The organism is Microbacterium fluvii (genome assembly GCF_025515205.1).
GTDB classification, from domain to species: domain Bacteria; phylum Actinomycetota; class Actinomycetes; order Actinomycetales; family Microbacteriaceae; genus Microbacterium; species Microbacterium fluvii.
The window spans coordinates 481,945-508,368 of sequence record NZ_JAOPFX010000001.1 but is presented as its reverse complement, the minus strand read 5'-3'; the positions used below and the strand labels follow the sequence as shown (position 1 = coordinate 508,368).

Sequence of the window (26,424 nt, the reverse complement as noted above, 5' to 3'; positions counted from 1 at the left end):
GAGTCCTGTTCTGCTGCACGCGGTCGTCGCGCGAACTTTCGCAGTCTAGGCGACCCTCGAGAAACGCACACGGGCGCGACGCTGTGTGTCGGCGGAGCCGCGGCGCGTGGCTCTCAGCCCTGCTCGAGCACCTCGAGAGCTTCGCCGATGGCCCCGTCGAAGACGACCTCGCCCTTGCGGATGACGATTCCGCGGGTGCACAGCTGCTTGACCTGCCCCTTGCTGTGGCTGACGACCATCATGGTGACGCCGCGCTCGGCGAGCTCCTTGAGCTTCGCGTTGCACTTCGCCCGGAAGGGCGCGTCGCCCACCGCCAGCACCTCGTCGACCAGCAGCACGTCGAGCTCGACGTGGATGGCGACGCTGAAGGCGAGACGCATGAACATGCCCGAGGAGTAGTGCTTGACCTCCTGGTCGATGAAGTCGCCGATCTCGCTGAACGCGAGGATCTCGTCGAAGCGCTCCTTCGTCTCCTTCTCGCTCATCCCGAGGATCGCGGCGTTGAGGAAGACGTTCTCCCGACCCGTGAGGTCGGGGTGGAAGCCGGCTCCCACCTCGATGAGTCCGGCGACGCGACCTCGCGTGAGGATGCGGCCCTCGTCCGGCTCGAGCACGCCCGAGACGAGCTTGAGCGTCGTCGACTTGCCCGACCCGTTCAGGCCCATCACGGCCACCGACTCGCCCTCGCCGATCGAGAACGTCACGTCTTTGAGCGCCTGGAACTGCTGCGAGCGCACGGGCCTGCGGCGGATCACGTTGATGAAGGCGTCTTTGAACGAGCGGCTGCTGCGCTTGTTGAACCACTTCGAGACGTGGTCCACCACGATGCGCGGCTGAGGTTCGGTGGTCTGCTGGGGCATCACAGGTCCTGTGCGAAGGTGCGCTCGGAGCGGCGGAAGACGTACTGGCCGACGATGAGGCTGAAGATCGCGATGGCGACCGCGGCCAGCACGTGCCACATCATGTCGGGCGGCCACCCGTGACGATCGGCGGCCGAGACCGTCGTCTCCCAGAACGCCTGGTGGAAGAACTCCACGGCGACCGTGATGGGGTTGGCCATGTAGAGGTTGAAGATCCACCGCGCGTTCTCGGTGATGTCGTAGACCATGATCCACGTGTAGAGGATCGGCGACGACCACGTCGCGATCGTGCGGATGATCTCGACGACGTTCGAGGCGTCGCGGTAGCGCACGTTGAGCGCGGAGAAGAAGAGCCCGATGCCCAGGATGAAAGCCAGCACGAGCACGAGGCCCGCGAGGATCAGCCCGATGGAGGCGAAGGTCGGCACCCAGCCGAACAGGAACACCGCCACGATCAGCAGCACGGCGAGCTGCGGGAGGAAGTGGATGAACGCTCCGACGATCGCCGCGATCGGGAACAGCTCCCGCGGAAGGTAGATCTTGCGCACCAGCGCCTTGTTGCTCACGATCGACCCGGTCGCCGCCGAGAACGCCTCGTTGAAGAGGTTGACGACCACGATGCCGCTGAACAGGTACAGCGGGAACGACTCCACGCTGCGGTGCATCTGCATGATCTGGCCGACCACGAGGTAATAGACCAGGAACTGCACGGTCGGTCGCACGTACGACCAGAACCAGCCCAGCACGGAGTTGCGGTAGCGCAGCGACGTGGTCTTGCCGATGAGCAGACGCAGCAGGTAGCGGTACCTGAAGACGTCCAGCAGTCCGCGGCCGCGCCCCGGGGTTTCGAACGCGTTCGTGTCGATGGTGGTCACAGAGAAATCCTTGCGGTCGCCGGATTCCCTATCCGCGACGAACCATCCGCCATCCTAACCGAACGGATGCTGGGAGCCCGCCTACTCGAGCGGGCGCCGCCCCCGGTCACTTGAGGTAGGCCGAATGCACCCAGCCGGTGCGGCTGCCGACCTTGACCTTGCGCCACACGCCACTCGACGAGGTGACCGTCACCTTCGTGCCCTTCGTCAGCACGGTGAGGCTCTTGGTGGACGTCGAGGCCCCTGAGCGCAGGTTGACCGAGGCCGTGGTGGTCATGCTCTTTGACGTCGTGGTCGAGGTGGTCGGCTTCGTGGTCGTGAGGTACGCGGAGTGCACCCAGCCGATCTTCGAGCCGATGATGACCTTGCGCCACACACCGCTCGTGCCGATCTTGACGGCCTTGGTGCCCTTGGCGAGCATCTTGTACGACGTCGAGGACGTCGAGGCCTTCGCTCGGAAGTTGACCTTGGCGTTGGTGTAGACCACCGTGGCGGCGGTGATCTGGCTCGTCTTGACCCACAGTGTCGACGACCCGATCTTGACTCTGGTGAAGTCCTTGAACGTGCCGGTGCGCGTCATGACGGTCGTCGAGGTCGCCTTGACGGCACCCTTGGCGCACGAGGTCGACGGGGCCTTTCGTGCCGTGATGGTGCCGGACTTCACGACGTAGGTGCCGCTCGCGCTCTTGAGCCCCGAGGTCGAGACGGTGCACGGGTCGGCAGACGCTGTCGGCGTCGGCGTCGCGGTCGGCGTGGCGCTGGTGGTGGGCTTGGGGGTCGCCGTGGCCGACGCCGTCGGCTTCGGGGTCGCGGTGGCACTGGGAACCGGCTCGACGGCCGCGACGACGGCGAGGTAGTCGCTGTGGGCCCAGTAGCTCTTGCCGGAGTAGGTGATCTGCCACCACACCCCGTAGGTGCCGGTGAGCGTGGCCTTCACGCCCTGCGCGAGCTGGATCTTGCCGGTGTCGCACGAGGTCGACGGCGCCGTGCGCACGTTGAGGCTCGAGGTCGTCACCTGCACGGTGCCGGAGGCCGCGGTGATGCTCGACGCCGACGGCACGGCGCACGGGCTGGAGCTGCCTGCCGGCGCGCTGGTGTCGGTGAGCTTCAGGTACGCGCTCGAGAGCCACACGGTGTCGCCCGCCGAGGTCTTCGCGCGCGTCCAGCCGGAGTACTTGCCCGTGACGGTGACCTTGGCGCCCTTCTTGAGCGTGGTCATGCCGCTCGAGCAGACCAGGGTGGGCGCCGTGCGGGCGTTGAGGGTGTCGCTCGTGACGGTTCCCGTGCCGCTCGATGAGGCGATGTCTGCCGCCAGCGGCTGCTGGCACGCCTTCACCAGCGCGGGCGCGCCTGTCGACGTCGAGGCGGTCGGCTCGAACCACGACACGTAGTAGTTGTAGAAGTTGCGGTTGCCGTAGGCCGAGCAGCTGTCGCCCGTGCCGTAGCCGGCGGCGAGCGCCGCCACGTTCGCGCGGTACGGCGTGTAGATGTAGAGGTTCGCCGTCGCCTGGTTCTGGATGTACACCTTCGAGGTTCCGCACGAGCTCGAGGGGTGCCACTTGATGGTGTTCACCTGCCCCGCGCGGTAGTTGAACGAGGTCGGGTTCTTCGCGTAGATCTGCTGCTGACGCGCCCCCAGATACACCTGGTTGATGAAGCCGGCCGCGGCGGCGTCGCACGGCGCGGTGTCGGGGCAGGACTGCCCCATCGCGGCGCGGTACGCCCACGACGACGGCGCCGTCGAGGTGACCAGGCCCTGCTCCTTCTGGAGCATCACGAGGATCACCTTGGGGCTGATGTTGCAGGCCACGGCCACGGCGGCGATGACCTGCGCCGCCGTCGCGCCCGTCTTCTTCGCGATCGCCTTGCAGTACTTGTCGGCGGCCTTGGCCGGCAGGGTGCCCGTGAAGCTCTTCAGGCACGGCAGCGCCGAGTTGGTCGACTTGCACGTGGTGACCTTGGCGTTGAGGAACTTCTGGATCTGCGACGCCGTCATCGCGTCGCCGTCGAAGAACGCCTCGTCGCTGATGATGTAGCCGCCCTCGAGGATCGAGGCGGGCAGCGACGCCGCCTCGGCCTCGTCGGCGGGGGCGACCAGCGCCAACCCGGCGACGGCGAGCACCATCGCGAGGGCCACGGCCATCCAGTGGCGGACTCTTGCTGAAACGTTGTCTGCGGGGGGACGCATGTGAACAGTGTGGCGGAAGTGACGGGTGATTACCACCGGCAATCGAGATCCCGTCGCGACACGCCGGGCTCACAGCGAACTTCGACGGCGCTCGCAGGTCACAGGTCGGCGTGCAGCTGCCACACTCGCTCGGCCGCTTCGCGCCACGAGAACACGCGACCCCGATCGGCCGACATCACGCCCAGACGGGTGATCGCCTCGGTCGATCCGAGGGCGTCGAGCAGCGCCGCCGCCAGGGCGTCGCGATCGTCGGTGCCGCTGGGATCGTCGCCGCCGGTGAGCACTCCCCCGTCGACGACGATCTCGCGATGCACGGGAGAGTCGACCGCCAGCACGGGCACGCCCAGGGCCAGCGCATCGAGCGCACGCCAGGGGAAGGCATGACGCCGCGAGGGCGCGAGGTAGGCGACGGATGCCGCGTACACCGCGGCCCTGTCGTGCACCGACAGCGGCCCTCGCACGTGCACGCGGCGCTCCGGCACTCCGCCCGAGGCGGCCAGCTCGACGATCGCCGGCTCCTCCCCCTCGCCCGCGTCGATGACGACGACCGGGATGTCGATGCCCGACGCCCCGAGCGCCGCCAAGCCGGTGGCGAGGGCATCCGATGCCGCGACGGTGCCGGCCATCAGCACGAACCCGTCGGGAAGTCCGAGCTCTCGGCGCCTGCCGATCTCGTCGGAGGGCACCCGCAGGTCGGAGCCGGCCGCCCCGCCGATGACGCGGATGCGGCTGCCGAGCTTCGCGAAAGACCCCAGGCGCTGCGCCATGGCGTGGGTGGGGACCACGACGGCGTCGGCGTGCTTGACGGCCCGCTTGAGCATCGACCGATGCCACGCCACGCTCGTGCGCGACAGCTCGTCCGGGGCCTCCCAGGGGCGCAGGTCCCACAGCGTCACGACCGTCTGGTCGTTGTCGTGCACCCTGTCGTGCTTGACGAGGGGGGCCAGGAGCGTCGGCGAGTGGATCATGCCCCCGCCGATCCCGCCCGCGCTGCCGAGCGCGAGGGTGGCGCCGAGCTCTCGGCGCGCGAGCGCCGTGCGGTGCACGGCCGCGAGATCCGACAGGGAGGCCTGCGCGAACACCTCGTCGGGTGCGCTCGGGATGATCCCCTCGACCTCGCACCCGGTCGGAGCGCCGGCGATCAGCCCCGCGGTCAGTTCACGGGTCGCGACTGCCAGGTCGGGGTCGGTGGGAGCGGTCAGCTGGTCCAGCAGCACCCGCAGCGTCGCGGTCACCGGCTACCCCTCCGGCGTCGCAGTGGGCGTGGGCGGGTGGAGCACGCCGTCGAGGTAGGAGTGGATGAAGTCGAAGTCGGGGTCGTCGGGGTCGACGCCGATGCCGCCCGCGCTCTCGTACACCAGCTCGATCGTCGTGACCTTCTGCTCCTTCGCCTTGAGGGCGAGCTCGGACAGATACGGGATCAGATCCTGCGGGATGTCGGTGTTGACGATCTCGGTCCCCGCCGCCGCGATGCTCTGGAACCGCGTGAGCACATTGGCGGGGGTGAACTGCGCGAGGATCGCCTGCTGCAGCTGCCGCTGCCGCTGCATGCGACTCCAGTCGCTGGTGGTGTAGCGGGAGCGGGCGTACCACTGCGCGGTGTCGCCGTCCATGTGCTGCTCGCCGACTTCGATCCAGCCCTTGACGCCCGACAGCGAGCCGTCGGCGTTCTGGTGGATCGCCCCCGTGGGCAGCCGCTCGTCGACCGTGATGTCGACGCCGCCGAGCGCGTCGATGAGGGCGGCGAAGCCGTCCATGTCGATGAAGACGTAGTACGGGATCTCGATGCCGAGCACGCCTTCTGCCGCGTCCTTGGTCGCCTCGATGCCCGGCGTCGAGCCGTTGGCCGCGGCATCCGGGTACATCGCCTCGCCGTCCATGCACTGGCCGACTTCGGTGTTGAGCTGGTTGATCTTGTTGTCCCAGCCGCAGTAGGCGTCGGAATGCCCCTCGTGCCCGTTCGGGTAGAGGTCCTGCATGGGGCCCTCCGAGAACGGCACGTTGCGCATGTCGCGGGGGATGCCGGTGATCGTGACCGCGCCGGTGTCGGCGTTGACCGAGACGACCGAGATGCTGTCGAACAGCATGTGGTCGCGGCCCTTCGCGCTGTCGGCGCCGAGCAGCAGGATGTTGTAGTAGCCGTCGGAGGGCGGCACCGAGGGGCCACTGGCCCCGAAGATCGCGCCGAGGGCGTCGCGCGTGGACCCGGCGACCGTGGAGGCGTAGGCCGCCGTTCCGCCCGAGACGACCATCAGCACGATCGCGGTCACCGCGATGCCGAAGCGGGCGATCCGGCCCGTGCGCACGAGCGTGACGAGCCGCAGCGTGTCGATCGTGAGCACGACCCAGAGGATCGCGTAGCCGATCAGCAGCACCTGGGCAGCCAGCAGCACGAACCAGTTCGTCGCGAACGCCACCAGCGCCTGGCGCCACAGCATCGCCGAGACGACGGCGAGCGCGATGAGCGCCCACATCGCGAGGGTCGCGCCCAGTCCGATCTTCGCGAGTCGGCGGTTTCCGGCGACCGCCTGGGCGCTCCCGGGGAAGAGGAAGTTGAGCACGACCAGCCACCAGCCGCGCCTGGTCATCACCTGCGGCGAGGTGAGATCGGGGTGGCGCAGCGGCCGCTCCTCGACGAGGGGGCGGCGGACCGTTCGGGCGGCCGGCCGCGAGGGGGCCGACACGCTCACGACAGACCCTGCGGCTGGTCGAGAGAGGCCTTGAGGCGCTCGTTCTTCAGCTCGACCTGGGCCTGGAGGTCGCGGGCGTAGTGCTCCAGCCGGTTCGCGACCTGCTCGTCGGAGGTGCCGATGATGCGTGCAGCGAGAAGGCCCGCGTTGCGGGCGCCGTTGATCGAGACGGTGGCGACCGGGATGCCGGCGGGCATCTGCACGATGCTCAGCAGCGAGTCGAGGCCGTCGAGGGTGGCCAGCTGCACCGGCACGCCGATCACGGGCACGGCGGTGAGCGAGGCGAGCATCCCCGGCAGGTGCGCCGCGCCGCCGGCGCCGGCGACGATCGCCTTCAGGCCGCGGGTGCGAGCCTCTCGGCCGTAGCTCATCAGCTTGTCGGGGGTGCGGTGCGCCGAGACGACCTCGACCTCGTGCGCGATGCCGAAGTCACTGAGGATCTGCGAGGCGTCGCTCATGACCCGCCAGTCGGAGTCGGAGCCCATGACCACCCCGACCAGGGGCGCGTCGGAGGAGTGCAGCGGGCGAGTCACCCACCCAGGGTAGGGCGCGACCCTGGCAATCGGCCGGAACGGCGCGCGCCGCTCAGCCGTCGAAATGCGCGGCGGCCGCCCTGGCCTGGTAGGTCACGTCGTCGAGGTCGTCGCCGACCGTGTTGACGTGACCGACCTTGCGTCCTGGCCGCGGCTGCTTGCCGTAGGTGTGGATCTTCGCCTCCGGGTGCTCCGCCATCGCGCCGGCGAAGCGCTCGGACAGCGATCCGCGGGTCGGGCCGCCGAGGATGTTGACCATCACCGACCAGGGCGCCAGGGCGGCGGGGTCGCCGAGCGGCAGATCGAGCACGGCGCGCAGGTGCTGCTCGAACTGGCCGGTCACCGCGCCGTCCTGCGACCAGTGGCCGCTGTTGTGCGGGCGCATCGCGAGCTCGTTGACCAGCAGCCTGTCGTCGGTGGTCTCGAACAGCTCGACCGCGAGCATCCCGGTCACGCCCAGCCCCTCCGCGATGCCGACGCCGATGCGCGCGGCGACCTCGACGAGACGCTCGCTCGCGTGCGGCGCGGGCGCGATCACCTCGGCGCACACGCCGCCGCGCTGCACCGTCTCCACGACGGGATAGGCGCGCACCTCTCCGCTGGGGCGGCGGGCGACCTGCTGGGCGAGTTCGCGGGTGAAGTCCACAAGCTCCTCGACCAGCAGCGCGCCGCCGTTGGCGTCTTCGGCGAGGGCCGTGAACCAGTCGACGGCCTCCTCGGCGCGCGAGACCACCCGCACGCCTTTGCCGTCGTACCCGCCTCGGGGCGTCTTCACGACGGCCCTGCCGCCGTGCGCGTCGAGGAACTCCTGCAGCTGGTCGGTGCCGGTGACGGCCGCCCAGTCGGGCTGCGGGGCGCCGAGCTCTGCGAGCCGCGTGCGCATCGCGATCTTGTCCTGCGCGAACTGCAGCGCGTCGGGGCCGGGGTGCACGGCGACCCCGGCGTCGACGAGGGCGCGCAGCACGGGCTGCGGCACATGCTCGTGGTCGAAGGTGACGACGTCGACATCGTGGGCGAAGGCGAGCACCGCAGCGGCGTCGCGGTAGTCGCCGACGGCGGTCGCCGCGAGGGATGCGGCCATGCCCTCGTCTTCGGCGAGCACCCGAAGCTCCACCCCGAGTTCGACCGCGGGCGCGATCATCATCCTGGCCAGCTGGCCTCCGCCGATCACTCCGACTCGCAGCGACATGCCGCTCCTTCCCACCCTGACATTGTCCCGCACCCGGCGAGCCGCCTCGGCGCCGATCACGCCGGGGCGGGCGGAAGGTTCTGCGCGTCGCGGTGGGCGAGGATCTGATTGACCTCCACCTGGTCGATGAGCACTTCGTGCACGAGCAGCACCTGCGGGATGTCGCGCAGCCTGATCGGCTCGTCGACGCCGTTGGACAGGGTGAGGGTCCCCGAGCGCCACAGCCGCTGCAGCGGGCCGCGGCGCACCTGGATCGTGTAGCCGCGCACGTGCGTCAGCTCGCGCCTGGTCGCCCCGAACAGCCCGCTGCGCTCGATGACGCGGCGCGTCGTGATCGTGTAGGTGTGGGTCCGCCACGCGAGGAAGGGCAGGAGCACGAGCAGCAGGATCACCACGGCGGCGGCGGTCAGCAGCATCCAGTTCTCGAAGGGATCGGGCAGGTTGCCGTAGAAGTAGCCGGTCGCCCCGGCGACCGCGACGAGCACGAACGCCGACCAGAAGAGCCTGCGGGCGTGACCGCGCAGGCGCGCGATGCGCAGCTCGGGAGTGGGCACGCCGAACGCCGGGGTGAGCGGGCGCCCCCCGATCGTCGGCGGCTGGGTCATGGGTCCATTCTGTGCGAGCCCCGCGCCCGAGGCGTGCTGCCGCGCCGACCCTCGCCGCCGTCGCTGCTCAGCGCACGTGCACGACGTCGCCGGCGGACACGGCGACCTCGCCGCCGGTCGCGGGCTCGACGACCAGCCGGCCGTCGGGGTCGATGCGCCGCGCCGCGCCCTCGAGCGTCGAGCCGTCGGGCAGCGCGACGCGCACGTCGCCGCCCACGGTGGCGCAGCGCTCCTGCACCTGCGCGCGCAGTCCCGCCGCCTCGGCGTCGCCTCCGGCCGCGACCAGTCGGTCGAGCGCTGCCGCCAGTGCCTCGAGATAGTCGGCCAGCAGGCGATCCTCATCGACGGTCAGTCCGACCGCGGCGAACGAGGTCGCCGTCGCGACGGGCAGATCGGCCGGCGTCATGGTGGTGTTCACGCCCGCCCCGACCACGACCGCGTCGGGGTGGTGCGGCACGGCCTCGGCGAGGATGCCGCACAGCTTGGCTCCGTCGAGCAGCACATCGTTGGGCCACTTGAGCGCGACGGAGTGCCCTCCGTCGCGCAGCTGCCCTCCGACCGCGTGCGCCATGGCGTCGCCCGCGAGGAGCGGAATCCAGCCGCGTGCATGCGTGGGGAGGTCGGGCACGCGCAGCAGCACCGAGACGGCCAGCGCCGTCCCCGCCGGCGCGGTCCAGCTGCGATCGAGGCGCCCGCGCCCCGCGCGCTGGTCGCGGGTGAGCACGACAGACAGGTGCGGAAGCAGCTCCTGGTCGACCCGAGTGACCAGCTCGACGAGATCGGCGTTGGTCGAGCCCGTCGATTCGACGACCTGCAATCGGGGGCTGACGGCGGCCGCCCTGGGATATCCCTCGCTCATCCCGCCACCCTACGCGCCGCCCGCGGCGGCGGGGCGGGAGGGATGGTGGAACCCGGTCACACAGAACCCGGCGACCCCTTGTGCGAACCCTCCAAGACCTCGCGGGAGGCCGCCGCTAGGGTGGAACCCGTGACCGAACCCGACCTCTCCACCACCGCCGGCAAGATCGCGGACCTCCGGGCGCGGTACCAGGAGGCGGTCGTCGATGCCGAAGCGGTGTCGCACGCCAAGCAGTCCGCCAAGGGCAAGATGACCGCGCGCGAGCGCATCGAGCTGCTGCTCGACCAGGGCAGCTTCGTCGAGCTCGACGAATACGTGCGCCACCGCACGACGGCGTTCGGCATGGACCGAGCGCGCCCCTACGGCGACTCCGTCGTCACCGGCATGGGCACGATCCACGGCCGCACGGTCGCCGTGTACTCGCAGGACTTCACGACCTTCGGCGGCTCCCTCGGCGAAGTCGCCGGCGAGAAGATCATCAAGGTCATGGAACTGGCCCTGCGCAGCGGCATCCCGATCATCGGCATCCTCGACTCGGGTGGCGCGCGCATCCAGGAAGGCGTCGTCGCCCTCGGCAAGTACGGCGAGATCTTCCGCCTCAACACCCGCGCGTCCGGGGTGATCCCGCAGATCTCGATCATCATGGGCCCCGCGGCCGGCGGCGCCGTGTACTCCCCCGCCCTCACCGACTTCGTCATCATGGTCGACAAGACCAGCCAGATGTTCGTCACCGGCCCCGACGTCATCAAGACCGTCACCGGCGAAGACGTCGGCATGGAGGAGCTCGGCGGCGCCCACACCCACAACACCCGCTCCGGCGTCGCGCACTACCTCGCCGACGACGAAGACGACGCGATCGACTACGCCCGCACGCTCGTCGGCTTCCTGCCCGACAACAACCTGGCCGACGCCCCCGCGTACGAGAGCGGCTTCGATTTCGAGACGACGGATGCCGATCGCTCGCTGAACGCGATCATCCCCGACTCGCCCAACCAGCCCTACGACATCCACGAGGTCATCCGCCGGCTCGTCGATGCCGAGGACTTCCTCGAGGTGCAGCCGCTGTTCGCCCCCAACATCGTCATCGGCTTCGGCCGCGTCGAGGGGCGCACCGTCGGCGTCATCGCGAACCAGCCGTCGCAGATGGCCGGAACCCTCAACATCGACGCCGGCGAGAAGGCCAGCCGCTTCGTGCGGTTCTGCGATGCGTTCTCGATCCCGATCGTGACCCTCGTCGACGTGCCCGGCTACCTGCCGGGCACCGACCAGGAGTGGACGGGCGTCATCCGCCGCGGCGCGAAGCTGCTCTACGCCTACGCCGAGGCGACCGTGCCCCTCGTCACGGTGATCCTGCGCAAGGCCTACGGTGGCGCCTACATCGTGATGGGCTCCAAGCAGCTGGGAGCCGACATCAACCTCGCCTGGCCGACGGCCGAGATCGCCGTGATGGGCGGGCAGGGCGCCGTCAACATCCTCTACCGCGGTGAGCTCAAGCGCGCAGAAGAGGCGGGAGAAGACGTCGCGGCGGTGCGCACGAAGCTCGCCAACGAGTACACCTACAACGTGGCCTCGCCGTTCCTGGCGGCCGAGCGCGGCGAACTCGACGGCATCATCGAGCCGGCGCAGACCCGCGTCATGATCGCGAAGTCGCTGCGGGCCCTGCGGGGCAAGCGGGCCGAGCTGCCGCCCAAGAAGCACGGGAACATCCCGCTGTGAGCGCGCAGGAGAGCGGGGCGACCGGCGCCGTGTCGGTGGAGGTGCGCCGCGGGGCCCCGAGCGCAGAAGAGCTCGCGGCCCTCATCGCCGTGGTCAGTGAGGCGTACGCGGGCGAGGTCGACGCGGCGACCGCCGACGACGCCCCGTCGACGTCGGCGTGGATGCAGACCCGGCGCGCGCTGCGCCGGCCCCTTGCGCGGGAGCTCGGCTGGCGCCACGCGCGCTGAGGCTTTGTCCCCCGAAATACCTACAGACACACCTCTTGCCCCCGACGCAGAATTGTTCTGCTGGAACGCTTCTGCGTTCGGCTGGCCTGTCGTCACCCCCAAGGACGACGTTCCAGGTTCGGCCACCGCGGACGGTTTTCGGGTAACCGGTCCGCCAGGCGAGGGGCGGGCGGCTTCGCCGCCCCTCGCCTCTCCTCTTCGCTCCCGTCCCGAACACCCCTCCCCTTATCGGGACGGGAGCGAGAGGTTCGGCGCGCCTCGTCGGCGCCGCATCGGAGTTCAGTCGCGGGGCGGCAGCGCGATCTCGCGCCACAGGTCCACGGCATCCTCGTCGGAGAGCCCCTGACCCGATCCCGATCGCCCCACGACGGTGACGGCGACCGAATCATGCGGCGACGTGCGGATGTAGAGCCGCTCCGAACTGGCGTCGCGCAGCGTCGAGGCCAGCTCCGCCCGGATGAGCCCGAGCGACGCGTCGTCGAGCGCCTCGAGGCCGCCCTCGTCGAGCATCGTGACGTGAGCACCGCGGCGCCGGGCCGCGTCGAGCTCGGCGCGCACCACGTCGTCGAGCAGCCGGCCGCCGCGAAGCTCGTCGCGCAGGCTCCCCTCGGCCAGACGCGCGTCGGCGCGCTCGGCGTCAGTGAGCATCCCGCTCGTGGCGATGGTGCGGGCGAGCACGGGTCCGGCGGTCGCGAGCGCACGCTGCACCTGCACGCGCCGCTCCCGCTGCCGGACGGTCTGCGAGGCCTGCCACGCCGACGCCGCACGCTGCAGCTGGGCGAGGTGCTCGGTGTCGGCGGCGGCACGGTCGGTCGACATCACGAGCAGCTGCGCGAGCGCGACCCACACGACCGATCCCACGAGGCCCAGCGCGAGGGCCGCCGGCGGACCCATCCACACCATCGAGGCGATGCCGAGCGCGGCGATGCCGATCCAGGCGATCCAAGGGCGCCGGCGCACCATCACGATCGTCATGAGCGCCCCGATGCCGCCGAGGTACCAGGTGGCGAACGACTCGGTGCGCGACGCCGCTCCGACGCCCACGGCGACCGCGCTGGGCACGATCACGGCGTCGGCGAGCGCGATGACGCAGGCCCATACCGGCAGCTGGCGCGAGTGCCTGGCCGCATCGTGCGCTCCCGGATCCCACCAGATGCACAGCCAGGTCGAGACGAGGTAGAAGCCGAGGGTCGTGACCACGATCGCCGGGTACGGGATCGGCTCGGTCCACCACAGGCCGCGCGCGGCGAGATAGGCCGTGAAGGCGACGGCGAGGATGACGAGGATGCGGCGGACGCTGATCACTGGGGATCCTCCTGCCACGACAGCACGACGCGTGTGCCCTGCTCGTCCGAGCGGATGCGGGCGGTGCCGCCGACGGCGGCCACGCGCGCGATGATCGAGGCACGGATGCCGAGCCGGTCGTCTGGGACGCTGGCCAGGTCGAAGCCGGTGCCGTCGTCGGCGATCTCGATGCGCACGCGCACGGGATCGCTGTCGCCGCCGACGGCGACCGTCAGGCCGGCTCCGTCAGCGTGCTGCACGGCGTTGGCGACGGCCTGCGCAGAGGCGAGCACCAGGGCGCGAGCGACCCTCCCCGGCACCATCGCGACATTCTCCGCAATGGTCCGCTCGACCGACAGGTCGACGCCGAGCTCGCGCGCCGTGTGCTCGATGTCGGCGGCGATGGCCGCGGCATCCGTCGCCGCATCGCTGCCCTCGTGCAGATCGCGCTCGGTGTTCGCCAGGCGCGTCAGCGCCTCCCTCGCCATGCCCACGGCCAGATCACGCTCACGGGGCGAGTGCGCACGCTCGGCGGCGATGAGCGCCGCCAGCACGCTGTCGTGCATGAGGGCGGCGACCGCGACGCGCTCCTGCTCGCGGGCATCCTCCGCTGCGGCGAGGGCATAGGACTCGACGACCTGCCCGCGGGCGGCATCGACGCCGGCGGCGATCGAGCGGAACATCCAGCCGAGCGCCCACAGCATCCCACCGAGGATCAGAGCGAACGAGACGTCGAGGGCGATGCCCACGAGGTACTTCTGGGCGAATCCGATCTGCACGAGCACGACCACCCCGTAGAGCACGGGAATGCCGATCGTCCAGACCACCTGCAGCGCGAGCGGGAAGGCCAGCACGGTCGAGACGGTCGCGATGTTGACGAGGTACCAGATCCAGGGCTGGGTCGTCGTCGCGGCGGCGGCGGCACCGGCGGTCGCGAACGGCCACAGCAGCAGGGTCAGCACGAACGCCGACGCGAACATCCCTGCCGCGACTCCCACGAGGCGGCCGACGGCGCAGGCGACGAGCATGAGGCCCAGCGGAACGAAGCACAGCAGCACGAGCGGAAGGTGCCAGCCTGGGAGCTCGATGCCCGGCCCGAGCGCCGCCAGGAAGGCCTGCACGCCGAGCACCAGCGACCCGCCGCCGACGGCGAGCGTGATGACCCGCTCGATGCGGCGGCGCGTGAACGAGCCGAGCGTCGTCGGGGCGCCGCCGCCGATGCGCACCTGGCCCCACGCGACGTCGAGCGCGCTGTCGGGGGGCGCGGGCCGCGGCCCGGTGACGGGAGTGCCGATGACGGGGCCCTGACCGGCGTCAGCCGTCACCGGTCGGTCCTGCCTCGTCCGACGGCGACGCGAGGATGCCGTCTTCCATCGCCCGGCGCAGCAGATCGACCTTCGTCGGCGCGGGCCGCCCGACGTCGACGTACTTCATGCGCACCCGCGTGATGTTCTCCTTCGCGGTGGAGTAGGCGATGCCGAGCCGGTCGGCGACGACCTTCAGCGGCAGCCCGGCGGCGTACAGGCGCAGCACCTCGCGCTCGCGCCCCGACAGCTGCGCGTCGGCGAACGCCCGGTCGCCTTCGACAGCGCTGGCCCATTCGACGTTGTTGAGCACCTCGCCGCGCGCCACCGTGCGGATCGCGGCGATGACGTCGTCGATCGGCGACGACTTGCTCACGACCCCGACGGCGCCGGCGGCGAGCGCCTCGCGCACGGAGGCCGGGCGGTCGGCGACGCTGTGGATGATGACGCTCGATCCGTCGCGCACGACGCGGGTGACGTTCTCGGTGACCGTCGTGCCGTCGCCGAGCGTCAGATCGAGCACGACCACGTCGGCGGGCGGCGCCTTGCTGAACGCGCGCCAGTCGAGGTAGGCGTCGACCGAGCTGCCCGAGAAGACGACCTTCTTGGTGCCGGCCCTGGCGCAGGCCGCCTCGAGGCCCAGGCGCACGGATTCGTGGTCGTCGATGAGGGCCACGCGCGTCATTGCTTCAGGCTAGCGCGCGGCCGCCCCACCGGCCCTCAGCCGCGCGCGAGCACCGCGACGGCCTCGAGGTGGTGCGAGGCGGGGAAGAGGTCGAGCGCGTGCACGCGCGTCGGCCGGTAGCCGAGCTCGCCGAAGGTGCCGAGGTCTCGGGCGAGGGCGACCGGGTCGCACGCCACGTAGATGACGGTCGAAGGGGCCAGCGCGGCCACGCCTTCGACGACCTGCCGGCCCGCGCCCGCACGGGGCGGATCCAGCAGCACGACGCCGCGCGAGAGCTGCTCGCGCTGCGCGGCCGACGCCTGGGCGCCCAGCCGCGCGATCCAGCGGTCGACACGGTCGGTCTCGGCGCGCGCGCCGATCCATTCCGCCAGGTTCTCGCCGGCGTGCTCGGTCGCCCGCGCGTCGGATTCGACGGTGGTCACGCGGGTGGCCGAGCCGCCGAGGTCGCCGAGGGCCGCGGCGAACAGGCCCACACCGCCGTAGAGGTCGAGGTGCCACGCGTCGGGGTCGATCGCCGGCCCGTCGGCGCGGGTCTCGCGCAGCATGGCCTTCACCGTCGCCGACAGCGAGTGCGCCGCGAGGCGGTGCACCTGCCAGAAGCCCGTCGCGTCGACGCGGAAGTCGCGACCGTCGACGCGTTCGACGACGACCTCGGATGCCGTCGGCTGCGGCCGCCGCACGCCGCGGCCGCGCCGTGCCTTCCGCGCCTGGTCGGGGTGCGCGATGACGCGCACCCGCCCGTCGGAGGGCTGCACGAGATCGATGCGCCCCGGTTCGCCCCGGCCGAGCGCGAGAGCGGCCGCCTCGACGGCTTCGGTGGCCAGCGGATGATCGTCGACCTCCACGACACGGTGGCTGCGGGCCGCGAACGGACCGACGCGGCCCTCGTCGTCGACGTGCAGCCCCACGCGGGTGCGCCAGCGCGTGCCGTCCGCTGTCTCGTTCGAGACCACGCCGTCGGCGCCGGCCGCCTCGAGGGCGCCCTCGATCGCCACCGGCAGCCGCACCTTGCCGAACCGCTCCAGCGCGTCGACGAGCACCTCGAGTTTGAGCGTGCGCTGGCGCGGCAGCGCGATGTGCCCGAAGTCGGCGCCGCCGGGGCGCGCCTCGGGCGGTGTGTCGATGTCGGCCTGGCGCCACACGTGCGGCACGCGATGGGCCGACGCGTCGAGCACCTCGATCGCCTCGCCGCGCCAGAAGGAGCGCTTGGCGGTGTCGGTGAGCCGCACCCGCACCCGCTCGCCGGGGATCGTGTCGGGCACGAATACGACCCGCCCCTCATGGCGGCCGACGAACACGCCGCCGTGGGCGACGCCGGTGATGTCGAGGTCGATGAGGTCGCCGGCATCCATCCTCCGATGCTCGCACACCTGGGCTGTGGCCCGCCCGTACGCTGAGAGCCATGCGTGTGCTCCTGGCCTCCACCTCACCCGCCCGCCTCATGCTGCTGCGTCAGGCCGGCATCGAACCCGAGACCCGCTCCCCCGACGTCGACGAAGACGCCGTCGTGGCCGCCGTCGAGGCCCACGAGAGCACGCTCGCGCCCGATGCCCACGTGCTGCTGCTGGCGCGCCGCAAGGCCGCCGAGGTCGCCGCACGCCTCGCCGCCGACGATCCCGCCTTCGATGGGCTCGTGATTGGAGGCGACTCGATGTTCGAGATCGACGGGCAGGTGCTCGGCAAGCCCCTCACTCCCGAGGTGGCCACGGCGCGCTGGCACGCGATGCGCGGCCGCACCGGAGTGCTGCACTCCGGGCACAGCGTCTATCGGCTGCGGCCCGGGGCGGATCCTGTCGAGGCCCACGCGGTGGCGGCGGCATCCGTCACCTTCGCCGAGGTGACCGACGACGAGATCGCCGCCTACGTCGCCACCGGAGAGCCGCTGCACGTCGCCGGCGCCTTCACGATCGACAGCCTCGGGGGGCCCTTCATCTCGCACGTGGACGGAGAGCCGTCGACCGTCGTCGGGATGTCGCTCTCGACGCTGCGCCGACTGGTGCGCGAACTCGGCGTGGAGTGGCCGACCCTGTGGAATCGTTCGTAGGGTCCGCGAAACGATTTTCGGCTTTTCTTGTGCAGGGCAGTCAAAAAGGGGTCGCTAGCCGCCAGTAGGCTGGCATCCATGCCCCAGATCGCCAAGGTCCTCATCGCGAACCGCGGCGAGATCGCCGTCCGCATCATCCGCGCCGCGCGCGACGCCGGCAAGGCCTCCGTCGCCGTGTACGCCGACCAGGACCGCGATGCCCTGCACGTGCGCCTGGCGGATGAGGCCTACGCCCTCGACGGCGCGACCAGCGCCGACACCTACCTCTCGATCGAGAAGATCCTCTCGGTCGCACGCCGCTCCGGTGCCGACGCCGTGCACCCCGGCTACGGCTTCCTCGCCGAGAACGCCGACTTCGCCCGCGCCGTCATCGGTGCGGGTCTGGTCTGGATCGGCCCGAGCCCCGAGGCCATCGAGGCCCTGGGCGACAAGGTGACCGCCCGACACGTCGCCGAGAAGGTCGGCGCGCCGCTGGCCCCCGGCACCCCCGGTCCGGTCGCCGGCGCCGACGAGGTCATCGCCTTCGCACAGGAGCACGGTCTGCCCATCGCGATCAAGGCCGCCTACGGCGGCGGAGGGCGCGGACTCAAGGTCGCCCGCGAACTCGACGAGGTCGCCGAGCTCTTCGAGTCGGCGACCCGCGAGGCGATCACGGCGTTCGGCCGCGGCGAGTGCTTCGTCGAGAAGTACCTCGACAAGCCGCGTCACGTCGAGACGCAGTGCCTGGCGGATGCCGCCGGCACCGTCGTCGTTGTCTCCACGCGCGACTGCTCCCTGCAGCGCCGGCACCAGAAGCTCGTCGAAGAGGCCCCCGCGCCCTTCCTCACCCCCGAGCAGACCGAGATCCTCTACACCGCATCGAAGGCGATCCTGCGGGAGGTCGGCTACGTCGGCGCGGGCACGTGCGAGTTCCTCATCGGCGCCGACGGCACCATCTCGTTCCTCGAGGTCAACACGCGCCTGCAGGTCGAGCATCCCGTCTCGGAGGAGGTCACCGGCCTCGACCTCGTGCGCGAGCAGTTCCGCATCGCCGAAGGCGAAGAGCTCGGCTACGGCGACCCCGAGCCGGTGGGCCACTCGATCGAGTTCCGCATCAACGGAGAAGACCCCGGTCGGGGCTTCCTCCCCCAGCCCGGCCCGATCCGCGTGTTCAAGACCTTCGGCGGCCCCGGCCTTCGGCTCGACTCCGGGGTGACCGCCGGCGACGAGGTCTCTGGTGCGTTCGACTCGCTGCTGGCCAAGATCATCGTGACCGGCCGCGATCGCGCCGAGGCGCTCGAGCGCGCGCGCCGCGCGCTCGACGAGTTCGAGGTCGCCGGGCTGCCGACCGTGCTGCCGTTCCACCGCGCCGTCGTGCGCGACCCCGCCTTCACCGCCGAGGACGGCACGTTCGGCGTCTTCACTCGGTGGATCGAGACCGAGTTCGTGAACGACATCCCGCCGTGGGACGGCGAGCTCGGCGACCCGCAGCCGGCCGCCACGCGTCACACCGTCGTCGTCGAGGTCGCCGGCAAGCGCCTCGAGGTGAGCCTTCCCGACCGCATCGTGAGCACGCCGGCTGCGGCGGGCCGCCCCGCCGCGGTGCCGCCCTCGCGGCGCTCGCACGCGACGACCGCCAACGCCGGGGCATCGGGCGACTCGGTCAAGGCCCCCATGCAGGCCACCATCGTCAAGGTCGCCGTCGAAGACGGCCAGCAGGTCGTCAAGGGCGACCTCGTGGTCGTGCTCGAGGCCATGAAGATGGAGCAGCCCATCCAGGCCCACAAAGACGGCGTCGTCGGCGCGATCGACGCGAACCCCGGCACGACGGTGTCGGCCGGCCACCAGCTGCTCACCATCTCGTGACACGGCGCGGCGGCGCACCTATCGTGAGGGCATGCGCCGCCGCATCCTGATCGCCGCCCTCGGCGCCGTCGTCGCACTGTCGGGGTGCGCGCCGCAGCCGAGCGGCGGCGACGTGGCCGGGGGCCGCTGGACCGATGCGACGCTGGCCGACTACGCGGCCGACACGGCCGTCGTGGGCACGATCTCGGGGCGCACGAGCCCCGCGGGCCAGGCGACCGTGGGCATGACGTTCGACCTCGAGACGCTCGTCGACCGCATCGAGATCGCCTGCTTCGGCGGCGGCACCGCGCAGTTCGACGTGCTGGTCTTCGCCGACAACGGCGCCACCTCCGACGTGCTCGACGTCGACTGCACGGGGGTGCCAGGCTCGATCGCCTACGACGGGTTCCTCACCGATGTCACCAGGGTGCGCTTCGCCACGACCCGCCACGACCGCGCGGTGCCCTTCACCGCGGCCGCGTTCGGGCAGGCGTTCGAGCGCGACGAATGGCAGGACTACTTCGAGATCGACGGCGCCGACATCCACGCGCGCTCGCGGATGTCGGGCGGCTTCGGTCCGCCGGGCGCGGTCTACCCGCTGATGTGGCGCGACGGCACGCTCGACCCTGGCCTGCACATCGTACGCGTCGAGTGCGCGGGGCCGGCGAGGGTCTTCGCGACCATCAGCGGCGACACCTCGGTCGAGCCGCACCAGGATCCGATCGCGATCACCTGCGGGAGCCGCACCGAGATCGGCGTCGAGGTCGTCGACCAGCTCTCGATCGACCTCGACAGCGGCGGCGAGCAGGGCGCCTTCGCCGTCGAGATCGACCCGGAGGACTGAGCGGATGCGGTGGCCACCGCATCCGTCTACGCGTCGTGGTCCATGCCCCGATCGACGATGTGCATGGCGCGGGCGGCGTCGGTGATGCTGCCGGTGAGCGACGGGTAGACCGCGAACACGCGCGAGAGCTGATCGACCGTCAGGCGCCGCTCGACGGCGATCGCGATCGGGTAGATGAGCTCCGACGCGCGAGGGGCCACGATGACGCCGCCCATGACGCTTCCAGAGCCCTGCCGCGCGATGATCTTGACGAAGCCGTCGGTAGTGCCCACCATCTTGGCCCGCGGGTTCGACGAGATCGGCAGCTTGTGCACGACGCCGTTGATGACGCCCGCCTCGACGTCGCGCTCCGACAGCCCGACGGTCGCGATCTCGGGAGCGGTGAAGATGTTGCTGGTGATGCGGCGGCGGTCGAGCGGGATCACGGTGTCGCCGAGGGCGTGGAAGATCGCGGTGCGACCCTGCATCGAGGCGACCGAGGCCAGCGGCACGAAGGTCGTGCAGTCGCCGGCGGCATAGATGTTGGGAACCGACGTGCGCGCGACGCGGTTGACCTGGATGTGACCGGATGCCGTCAGCTGCACGCCGGCCTCCTCGAGTCCGATCCCCTGGGTGTTGGGGATCGACCCGACCGCCATGAGGCAGTGGCTGCCCTCGACCGTGCGGCCGTCGGCAAGATGCACCACGACGCCGTCGCCGACCCGCTCGACGCGGTCGGCGCGCGACTTGCCGAGCACCGTCATGCCGCCGCGGGTGAACACGCGCTCGAGCACGGCCGCCGCGTCGCGGTCCTCCCCAGGCAGCACCTGGTCGCGGCTCGAGACGAGGGTGACCTTGGCGCCGAGGTTCATGTAGGCGCCGGCGAACTCCGCGCCGGTGACGCCGGAGCCGACCACGATGAGGTGCTCGGGGAGCGCCTTCATGTCGTAGAGCTGGGTCCAGGTGAGGATGCGCTCGCCGTCGGGCTGGGCCTGCGGCAGCTCGCGCGGCGATGCCCCGACCGAGACGACGAGGGTGTCGGCCTGGATGCGCTCGAAGTCCGTGCCGCCCGCCTCGGTCGACACGACGACCGAGTTGCGGTCCAGCAGACGCCCGTGGCCGTTGACGATGCGCACGCCCGCAGCCACGAGCGCGGCGCGCATGTCGTCGGACTGCTGGCGGGCCAGCGACAGAAGGCGCTTGTTGACGGCGCGCAGGTTGATCGCGATCTCGGGCTTGAGCGGCGCCCCGGAGGCGTCTTTGGCGAACAGCTGCACACCCAGATCGCTCGCCGCGGCGATCGCGACGGCGGCGTCGGCGGTCGCGATGAGCGACTTCGACGGCACGACGTCGGTGATGACGGCGGAGCCCCCGACGCCCGCCCGCTCGACGAGGGTCACCTCGGCGCCCAGCTGCGCCGCGGCCAGCGCCGCCTCGTATCCGCCGGGTCCGCCGCCGATGATGGCGACGCTCTGGGTGCGCTCGAAGCTCACGGACATGTGCTCCATTCTCCCCTGCCGCGAGCACTGGGCCGAACCCTAGAGTGGGGGCATGTCCCACAACCCACTCGACTCCACAGACGCCGACCCGTTCGAGGTCGCCGCGCAGGCCGCCGACGACATCGCCCGCCTCACCGGCGTGGACCGTCACGACATCGCCCTGACGCTCGGCAGCGGCTGGGGCAAGGCGGCCGAGCTCGTCGGCGAGACCACGGCCACGATCCCGGCGACCGAGGTCACCGGCTTCAGCAAGCCGGCCCTCGAAGGCCACGTCGGGACGCTCCGCAGCGTCGTCACCCCTCGGGGCAGGCGGGTGCTCGTCATCGGCGCACGCACGCACTTCTACGAGGGCCACGGACCCCGCCGCGTCGTGCACAGCGTGCGCACGGCCGCGGCGACGGGAGCCCGCACGATGGTGCTCACCAACGGCGCCGGCGGCATCAAGCCGACCTGGAAGCCGGGCACCCCGGTGCTGATCAGCGATCACATCAACCTCACCGGCTCGACGCCGCTCGAGGGCGCCACCTTCGTCGACCTCACCGACCTCTACGCGCTGCGCCTGCGCGACCTCGCCCGCTCGATCGACCCGTCGCTCGATGAGGGCGTGTACTGCCAGTTCACCGGTCCGCAGTACGAGACGCCGGCCGAGGTGCGCATGGCCAAGACCATCGGCGGCCACATCGTCGGCATGTCGACCGCCCTCGAAGCCATCGCCGCGCGCCAGGCCGGAATGGAGGTGCTCGGCTTCTCGCTCATCACGAACATGGCCGCCGGCATCCAGACGACTCCGCTGAGCCATCAGGAGGTCATCGACGCCGGCCGCGAGGCCGAGCCGGTGATCTCGGATCTGCTCGCCAGGGTGATCGGGGCACTCTGATGGACGCCGTGGCCGCAGCATCCGCCTGGCTCGCGCAGGACCCAGACCCGGTCACCCGCGAGGAGCTGCAGGCGGTGCTCGAGGCGGCGCAGGAGGGGGATGCGGCGGCCATCGCCGACCTCGACGACCGCTTCTCGACGCGCCTCGCCTTCGGCACGGCGGGGCTCCGAGGCAGGCTCGGGGCGGGCAGCAACCGCATGAACCGCGTGCTGGTCGCCCAGGCGGCGGCTGGCCTGGCCGCCTACCTCGTCGAGAAGGCCGCGCCCGGCGACGCGCCGACCGTGGTCGTGGGGTACGACGGGCGGCGCAACTCCGACGTGTTCGCGCGCGACTCGGCCGAGATCTTCGCCGGCGCAGGGCTTCGCGCCGTGCTGCTGCCGCGCCTCCTGCCCACGCCCGTGCTGGCCTTCGCGGTGCGCCACCTCGACGCCGCGGCCGGCGTCATGGTGACCGCCAGCCACAATCCGCCCGACGACAACGGCTACAAGGTGTACCTCGGCGGCGCCGATGAAGGCTCGCAGATCGTGCCGCCGGCCGACGCCGAGATCGCCGCGCACATCCAGCGCGTCGCCGACGAGGGCGATGTCGCGCGCCTGGCCCGCTCGGTCGGGTACGAGATCGCGCCGGAGTCGCTGGTCGAGGCCTACGTCGAGGCGACCGCGGCCGTCGCGCCCGCGCCGGAGTCCGCGGCGGACACCACCTGGGTGTACACGGCGATGCACGGCGTGGGCTGGGAGACGTTCGCGCGGATCCTGGATGCCGCCGGCTACCCCCGACCGGTGCCCGTGGCCGCCCAGCTCGAGCCCGACGGGGCGTTTCCGACGGTCGCCTTCCCCAACCCCGAGGAGCCGGGGGCGATGGACCTCGCCTTCGAGGCGGCGCGGGAGGCGGGTGCCGAGTTCATCATCGCGAACGACCCGGATGCCGACCGGCTCGCCGTCGCGATCCCCGACGGCGGGGCCGAGGGCGGCTGGCGCCGCCTCACCGGCAACCAGATCGGCCTGCTGCTGGGCTGGCGGGCGGCGCGGCTGGCCGCGGCGGAGGGCGATGTGTCGGGGCGCAGCCTCGCGTGCTCCCTGGTCTCCTCGCCCGGGCTCGGAGCGGTGGCCGAGCACTTCGGCCTCGACTTCCACACGACGCTGACCGGCTTCAAGTGGATCTCACGCGCCCCCGGGCTCGTGTTCGGCTTCGAGGAGGCCCTCGGCTACCTCGTCAACCCCGACACCGTCCGAGACAAGGACGGCATCTCGGCCGCGATCGCGATGCTGGGGCTGATCGCCGAGGCCCGTGGGCGCGGCGGCTCGGTCGCCGACCTGCTCGCCGAATTCGGCGACACGTTCGGGTGGTTCGCGAGCGACCAGGTCTCGGTGAGGGTGGACGACCTCTCGCAGATCGGCCGCATCATGGCGGCGCTGCGGGCGCAGCATCCGTCGGAGGTCGGCGGCATCGCCGTGGAGCGCGTCGAAGACCTCGCCGAGGCCCCCGAGGGCGAGCCCTCGGGCGATGTGCTGAGGTTCTGGCTCGAGGGCGGGTCTCGGCTGATCGTGCGGCCGAGCGGCACCGAGCCCAAGCTCAAGCTGTATCTCGACGTGCGCGGCGACTCGGCCGACGACGCCGACGCCCGCGCCGCGGCCCTGGCCGCCGGCACGCGCGCCCTGCTCGACGCGCTCTGACCCCGCCCCTCCTCGCGAGACTGCATCTGCCGGACGAGGCTGCGGGTGCGGCCCGCTGTCTCGTCGGCCCGTTGCAGTCTCGAGGGCTGAGGGCTGAGGGCTGAGGGCCGTAGGCTCGGGGCGTGGACTTCTCGACCCCGGTCACCCTGCAGAATGCGTTCGTGCGGCTCGAGCCGCTGGCGGCCGAGCACGAGGCCGAACTCGCCGAGGCCGCCGTCGGGCTCGAGCATGCCTGGTACACCTCGGTGCCGCGCCCCGACGAGGTCGGCGACGAGATCGCGCGCCGGTTCGCCCTGCGCGACACGGGCATGATGAACCCCTTCGCGGTGCGCCGTCTCGACACGGGGCGCGTGGTCGGCATGACCTCGTTCTGCAACATCGACCAGCCCAACCGGCACGTCGAGATCGGCTACACCTGGATCTCGCCGACGGCGCAGGGCACGGCCGTCAACCCGGCGATGAAGCGGATGCTGCTGGGTCACGCCTTCGACGAGTGCGACGCGATCGCCGTGGTGCTGCTGACGCACTTCCACAACCGGCAGTCGCGGGCCGCGATCGAGCGTCTGGGCGCGAAGCAGGACGGCGTGCTGCGCAACCACCGCCTCGGCCCTGGCGACTCTCTGCGCGACACGGTGGTGTACTCGATCCTCCCGCACGAGTGGCCGGCCGTGCGGATGGGCCTGGACGCCCGCCTCGCCCGGCACCAGGCCTCCGCCTGACCCGCCCCGACCGCGCGCCGGGTCAGCCGTCGATGACGGCGACGAGCTCGTCGAGGAACCCGGGGAAGTCCGTCGCGCGGCGGACGATGCGCTGCACGCTCTCGCGCTCGCTGAAGACCTCGACGAACTGCTCGAACACGGTCTGGAACGCCTCGCGGTCGCTCTCGGAGAAGGCGACCATCGCCACGACCTGCACGCGCCCGTCGCCCCACGGGATCGAGGGGTCGGCGATGCCGATCGCGATCGAAGTGCGGGTGGCGGTCATGCCGAGCGCGTGCGGGACGGCGAGGGCATCGGTGAAGGCGGTCGATGAGAGCTGCTCGCGCTGGATCGTGCGCTCGACGTAGTCCTGGTCGATGACGCCCTGCGCCACCAGGAGCGAGCCGAGGCTGCGGATCACCGCCTCTTCGTCGGCGTCGGCGCTGCCGCCGTGCAGGAACGCGTCGGGCGAGAAGTAGCGCTCGAGCTCTGCGCGCAGGCGCGCGAGCCGCCGCGCCCTGCGCACCCGGGAGGCGGCCGCCTGCACGCGTTCGATGTCGCCGTCGGTGAGGAACGGCTGGATACGCACGAACCGATCACCCGGCGACGGCGGATCGATCGTGGTCAGCACGAGGTCGCTGTCGATCGCCGCCCACTCGGGGTCGATCCGGGTGTCGACCCCGACGACCTCGATCGCCTGCCCGAGCGAGCGGTCGACACTCGAGCGCAGCAGCTCGTGCAGCTCGTAGTATCCGGGGCACACGATGGTCGCCGTCAGCAGCCCGTCGGCGCGCCGGCTGCGCTCCAGCCGCCCGCCGACATGCATCGCGATGTAGGCGATCTCGTCGTCGAGCAGCGGGATGCCCAGCCGCTCCTGCAGGCCGCTCGCGATGAACACGGCGACCTCGAAGATCATCGGATACGACGCTTTGAGCGACCGCGTGAGCGGGTTGCGCGACCATGTCTGCTCGCGGGCCCTCGCGCGCAGGTTCTGCACGTGCAGCGCGAAGCGCTCGATGAAGTCCTCGTGCGCGATGTCGACGAGGAACTCCGCCGCCGCCTCGTCGACGACGGCCCGCACGGCCTCTTCGACCTCGGGGTCCAGGCCCGCCGTGCCCCGCGGAGCACCGGTGCCGGGGGCGACGACACGGGTGAGCACGAGCGTCGCGAGGTGCTCGCGGTCGCCGCCGCCCAGCCGCACGCCGAGGTGGCGTTCGGTGAGCTCGCCCAGGATGCCGGCGACCGCGCGGCGGGCGGGATCGCCGTCGACGCGGTCGTCGGGCGGCAGATCTCTGTGCTGGACGACGCGGTCGGCGGCGATCGCGATGTGCATGACGACATCGCCGATGCCCACCTCGTTGACGAAGTAGCCGAGCCCGCCGAGCTCGGCGACCAGGTCGGTCTTGAAGGGACCGAACGCCTGCGCGCCGACCGACTGGGCGCCGAGGGTCCGCCGGAGGGCCGCGAGGTCGAACGAGCCGGCATCCATCTCGTCGTGCGCGAGGCGCGACAGCAGGCGCCGCTGGGCGACCTCGGTGCCGCGCAGCCTGGCGCGGGCGGCGGAGCGCTCGAGGGTCAGCTCGGTGCCGCCGAGCAGTCCCCGTACCCGCGCGAGATCGGCGTCGAGGGTCGCGGGGCTCACGTGCAGGCGATCGGCCGTCTCGAACACGTCGATGCCGTCCGGGGCGGCCAGGAGCGTCCGCACGAGGGTGTGCAGGCGGTCGCGGGGCGTGCCGGCCTCGGACGAGGCGCGCAGGGCGGCAGCCGCATCCGCTCCCGCACGGTAGCCCTGCGGACCCGACTCGACGGCCCCGCCCGACGGCACGCGCGCGTTGACGGCCGTGACATACGAGCGGATGCTGCGCGGAGTCACTCCGAGAGCATCGGCGAGCACGGCCGCCGTCGCCCACTCGGGCTCGCGCAGAAGCAGGCCGAGCAGGCGGTCCTGGCGCGCGCGGGTCACTCGGCCAG

At 71.5% G+C, this 26,424-nt stretch carries 23 protein-coding genes; 8 read left to right on the top strand and 15 right to left on the bottom strand.

What is annotated here, in order from left to right; all coding sequences use genetic code 11:
• Positions 1-113: 113 nt before the first annotated feature.
• The 9 genes from OAW74_RS02265 to OAW74_RS02225 all read right to left on the bottom strand — a co-directional run bounded on the left by OAW74_RS02265 (position 114) and on the right by OAW74_RS02225 (position 9,799).
• Entirely contained in the window at positions 114-860 is a 747-nt protein-coding gene (locus OAW74_RS02265; RefSeq protein ID WP_262872710.1) for an ABC transporter ATP-binding protein, read from the bottom strand.
• Positions 860-1,735, bottom strand: coding sequence for an ABC transporter permease (locus OAW74_RS02260; RefSeq protein ID WP_262872709.1), 876 nt, complete (start codon positions 1,733-1,735; stop codon positions 860-862). The genes OAW74_RS02265 and OAW74_RS02260 overlap by 1 nt, the downstream gene beginning before the upstream one ends.
• A gap of 106 nt (positions 1,736-1,841) precedes the next feature.
• The gene (locus tag OAW74_RS02255; RefSeq protein WP_262872708.1) at positions 1,842-3,878 is read right to left on the bottom strand and encodes an SH3 domain-containing protein; all 2,037 of its coding nucleotides are present in this window, start codon (positions 3,876-3,878) and stop codon (positions 1,842-1,844) included.
• A gap of 143 nt (positions 3,879-4,021) precedes the next feature.
• Positions 4,022-5,158, bottom strand: a complete 1,137-nt coding sequence (locus OAW74_RS02250; RefSeq protein WP_262872707.1) for a glycosyltransferase — start codon at positions 5,156-5,158, stop codon at positions 4,022-4,024.
• A 3-nt stretch (positions 5,159-5,161) separates the two neighbouring features.
• Positions 5,162-6,613, bottom strand: coding sequence for an LCP family protein (locus OAW74_RS02245; protein ID WP_262872706.1), 1,452 nt, complete (start codon positions 6,611-6,613; stop codon positions 5,162-5,164).
• On the bottom strand, positions 6,610-7,098 hold the full coding sequence (purE, locus tag OAW74_RS02240) for a 5-(carboxyamino)imidazole ribonucleotide mutase (protein WP_262873902.1): 489 nt from the start codon (positions 7,096-7,098) through the stop codon (positions 6,610-6,612). Before purE ends, OAW74_RS02245 begins: the two co-directional genes overlap by 4 nt.
• Before the next feature lie 100 nt (positions 7,099-7,198).
• A complete protein-coding gene (locus tag OAW74_RS02235; protein ID WP_262872705.1) occupies positions 7,199-8,335 on the bottom strand; it encodes a 5-(carboxyamino)imidazole ribonucleotide synthase in 1,137 nt (378 codons plus the stop codon).
• A 56-nt stretch (positions 8,336-8,391) separates the two neighbouring features.
• Positions 8,392-8,940, bottom strand: a complete 549-nt coding sequence (locus OAW74_RS02230) for a PH domain-containing protein (protein ID WP_262872704.1) — start codon at positions 8,938-8,940, stop codon at positions 8,392-8,394.
• A 67-nt stretch (positions 8,941-9,007) separates the two neighbouring features.
• On the bottom strand, positions 9,008-9,799 hold the full coding sequence (locus OAW74_RS02225) for a biotin--[acetyl-CoA-carboxylase] ligase (RefSeq protein WP_262872703.1): 792 nt from the start codon (positions 9,797-9,799) through the stop codon (positions 9,008-9,010).
• A gap of 120 nt (positions 9,800-9,919) precedes the next feature.
• Between OAW74_RS02225 and OAW74_RS02220 the strand changes: the two genes are divergently transcribed.
• Both OAW74_RS02220 and OAW74_RS02215 read left to right on the top strand, forming a co-directional pair.
• Positions 9,920-11,515, top strand: a complete 1,596-nt coding sequence (locus OAW74_RS02220) for an acyl-CoA carboxylase subunit beta (RefSeq protein ID WP_262872702.1) — start codon at positions 9,920-9,922, stop codon at positions 11,513-11,515.
• The gene (locus OAW74_RS02215; protein ID WP_262872701.1) at positions 11,512-11,742 is read left to right on the top strand and encodes an acyl-CoA carboxylase epsilon subunit; all 231 of its coding nucleotides are present in this window, start codon (positions 11,512-11,514) and stop codon (positions 11,740-11,742) included. Before OAW74_RS02220 ends, OAW74_RS02215 begins: the two co-directional genes overlap by 4 nt.
• A 279-nt stretch (positions 11,743-12,021) precedes the next feature.
• Here the strand turns inward: OAW74_RS02215 and OAW74_RS02210 are convergent, their stop codons facing one another.
• Genes OAW74_RS02210 through OAW74_RS02195 form a run of 4 tightly spaced genes read right to left on the bottom strand, consistent with a single transcriptional unit; the run spans position 12,022 to position 16,367 of the window.
• Positions 12,022-13,047 carry a hypothetical protein gene (locus OAW74_RS02210; RefSeq protein ID WP_262872700.1) on the bottom strand — a complete coding sequence of 342 codons (1,026 nt, stop codon included), beginning with the start codon at positions 13,045-13,047 and terminating at the stop codon, positions 12,022-12,024.
• Positions 13,044-14,351 carry a sensor histidine kinase gene (locus tag OAW74_RS02205; protein WP_262872699.1) on the bottom strand — a complete coding sequence of 436 codons (1,308 nt, stop codon included), beginning with the start codon at positions 14,349-14,351 and terminating at the stop codon, positions 13,044-13,046. The genes OAW74_RS02210 and OAW74_RS02205 overlap by 4 nt, the downstream gene beginning before the upstream one ends.
• Entirely contained in the window at positions 14,341-15,015 is a 675-nt protein-coding gene (locus OAW74_RS02200) for a response regulator transcription factor (protein ID WP_262872698.1), read from the bottom strand. The genes OAW74_RS02205 and OAW74_RS02200 overlap by 11 nt, the downstream gene beginning before the upstream one ends.
• Before the next feature lie 35 nt (positions 15,016-15,050).
• Positions 15,051-16,367 (bottom strand): class I SAM-dependent RNA methyltransferase, encoded by a 1,317-nt coding sequence (locus tag OAW74_RS02195; protein WP_262872697.1) that lies wholly within the window; start codon positions 16,365-16,367, stop codon positions 15,051-15,053.
• A 50-nt stretch (positions 16,368-16,417) separates the two neighbouring features.
• Between OAW74_RS02195 and OAW74_RS02190 the strand changes: the two genes are divergently transcribed.
• From OAW74_RS02190 to OAW74_RS02180, 3 genes are all read left to right on the top strand, one after another.
• Entirely contained in the window at positions 16,418-17,059 is a 642-nt protein-coding gene (locus OAW74_RS02190; RefSeq protein ID WP_262872696.1) for a Maf family protein, read from the top strand.
• Between the two features lie 78 nt (positions 17,060-17,137).
• A complete protein-coding gene (locus tag OAW74_RS02185; protein ID WP_262872695.1) occupies positions 17,138-18,904 on the top strand; it encodes an acetyl/propionyl/methylcrotonyl-CoA carboxylase subunit alpha in 1,767 nt (588 codons plus the stop codon).
• 31 nt (positions 18,905-18,935) lie between these two features.
• Positions 18,936-19,727 (top strand): hypothetical protein, encoded by a 792-nt coding sequence (locus tag OAW74_RS02180; protein ID WP_262872694.1) that lies wholly within the window; start codon positions 18,936-18,938, stop codon positions 19,725-19,727.
• Positions 19,728-19,753: 26 nt separating this feature from the next.
• On the opposite strand, the gene OAW74_RS02175 is transcribed toward OAW74_RS02180, so the two are convergent.
• Positions 19,754-21,214, bottom strand: a complete 1,461-nt coding sequence (locus tag OAW74_RS02175; RefSeq protein ID WP_262872693.1) for an NAD(P)H-quinone dehydrogenase — start codon at positions 21,212-21,214, stop codon at positions 19,754-19,756.
• A gap of 43 nt (positions 21,215-21,257) precedes the next feature.
• On the opposite strand from OAW74_RS02175, the gene OAW74_RS02170 reads away from it, so the two are divergent.
• The 3 genes from OAW74_RS02170 to OAW74_RS02160 all read left to right on the top strand — a co-directional run bounded on the left by OAW74_RS02170 (position 21,258) and on the right by OAW74_RS02160 (position 24,474).
• Complete coding sequence (locus OAW74_RS02170; protein WP_262872692.1) at positions 21,258-22,082, top strand: purine-nucleoside phosphorylase; 825 nt, start codon at positions 21,258-21,260, stop codon at positions 22,080-22,082.
• The gene (locus OAW74_RS02165) at positions 22,082-23,755 is read left to right on the top strand and encodes a phospho-sugar mutase (protein ID WP_262872691.1); all 1,674 of its coding nucleotides are present in this window, start codon (positions 22,082-22,084) and stop codon (positions 23,753-23,755) included. Before OAW74_RS02170 ends, OAW74_RS02165 begins: the two co-directional genes overlap by 1 nt.
• 122 nt (positions 23,756-23,877) lie before the next feature.
• Positions 23,878-24,474 carry a GNAT family N-acetyltransferase gene (locus OAW74_RS02160; protein ID WP_262872690.1) on the top strand — a complete coding sequence of 199 codons (597 nt, stop codon included), beginning with the start codon at positions 23,878-23,880 and terminating at the stop codon, positions 24,472-24,474.
• A 22-nt stretch (positions 24,475-24,496) separates the two neighbouring features.
• Here the strand turns inward: OAW74_RS02160 and OAW74_RS02155 are convergent, their stop codons facing one another.
• The gene (locus tag OAW74_RS02155; protein ID WP_262872689.1) at positions 24,497-26,416 is read right to left on the bottom strand and encodes a BglG family transcription antiterminator; all 1,920 of its coding nucleotides are present in this window, start codon (positions 26,414-26,416) and stop codon (positions 24,497-24,499) included.
• Between the last annotated feature and the right edge of the window lie 8 nt (positions 26,417-26,424).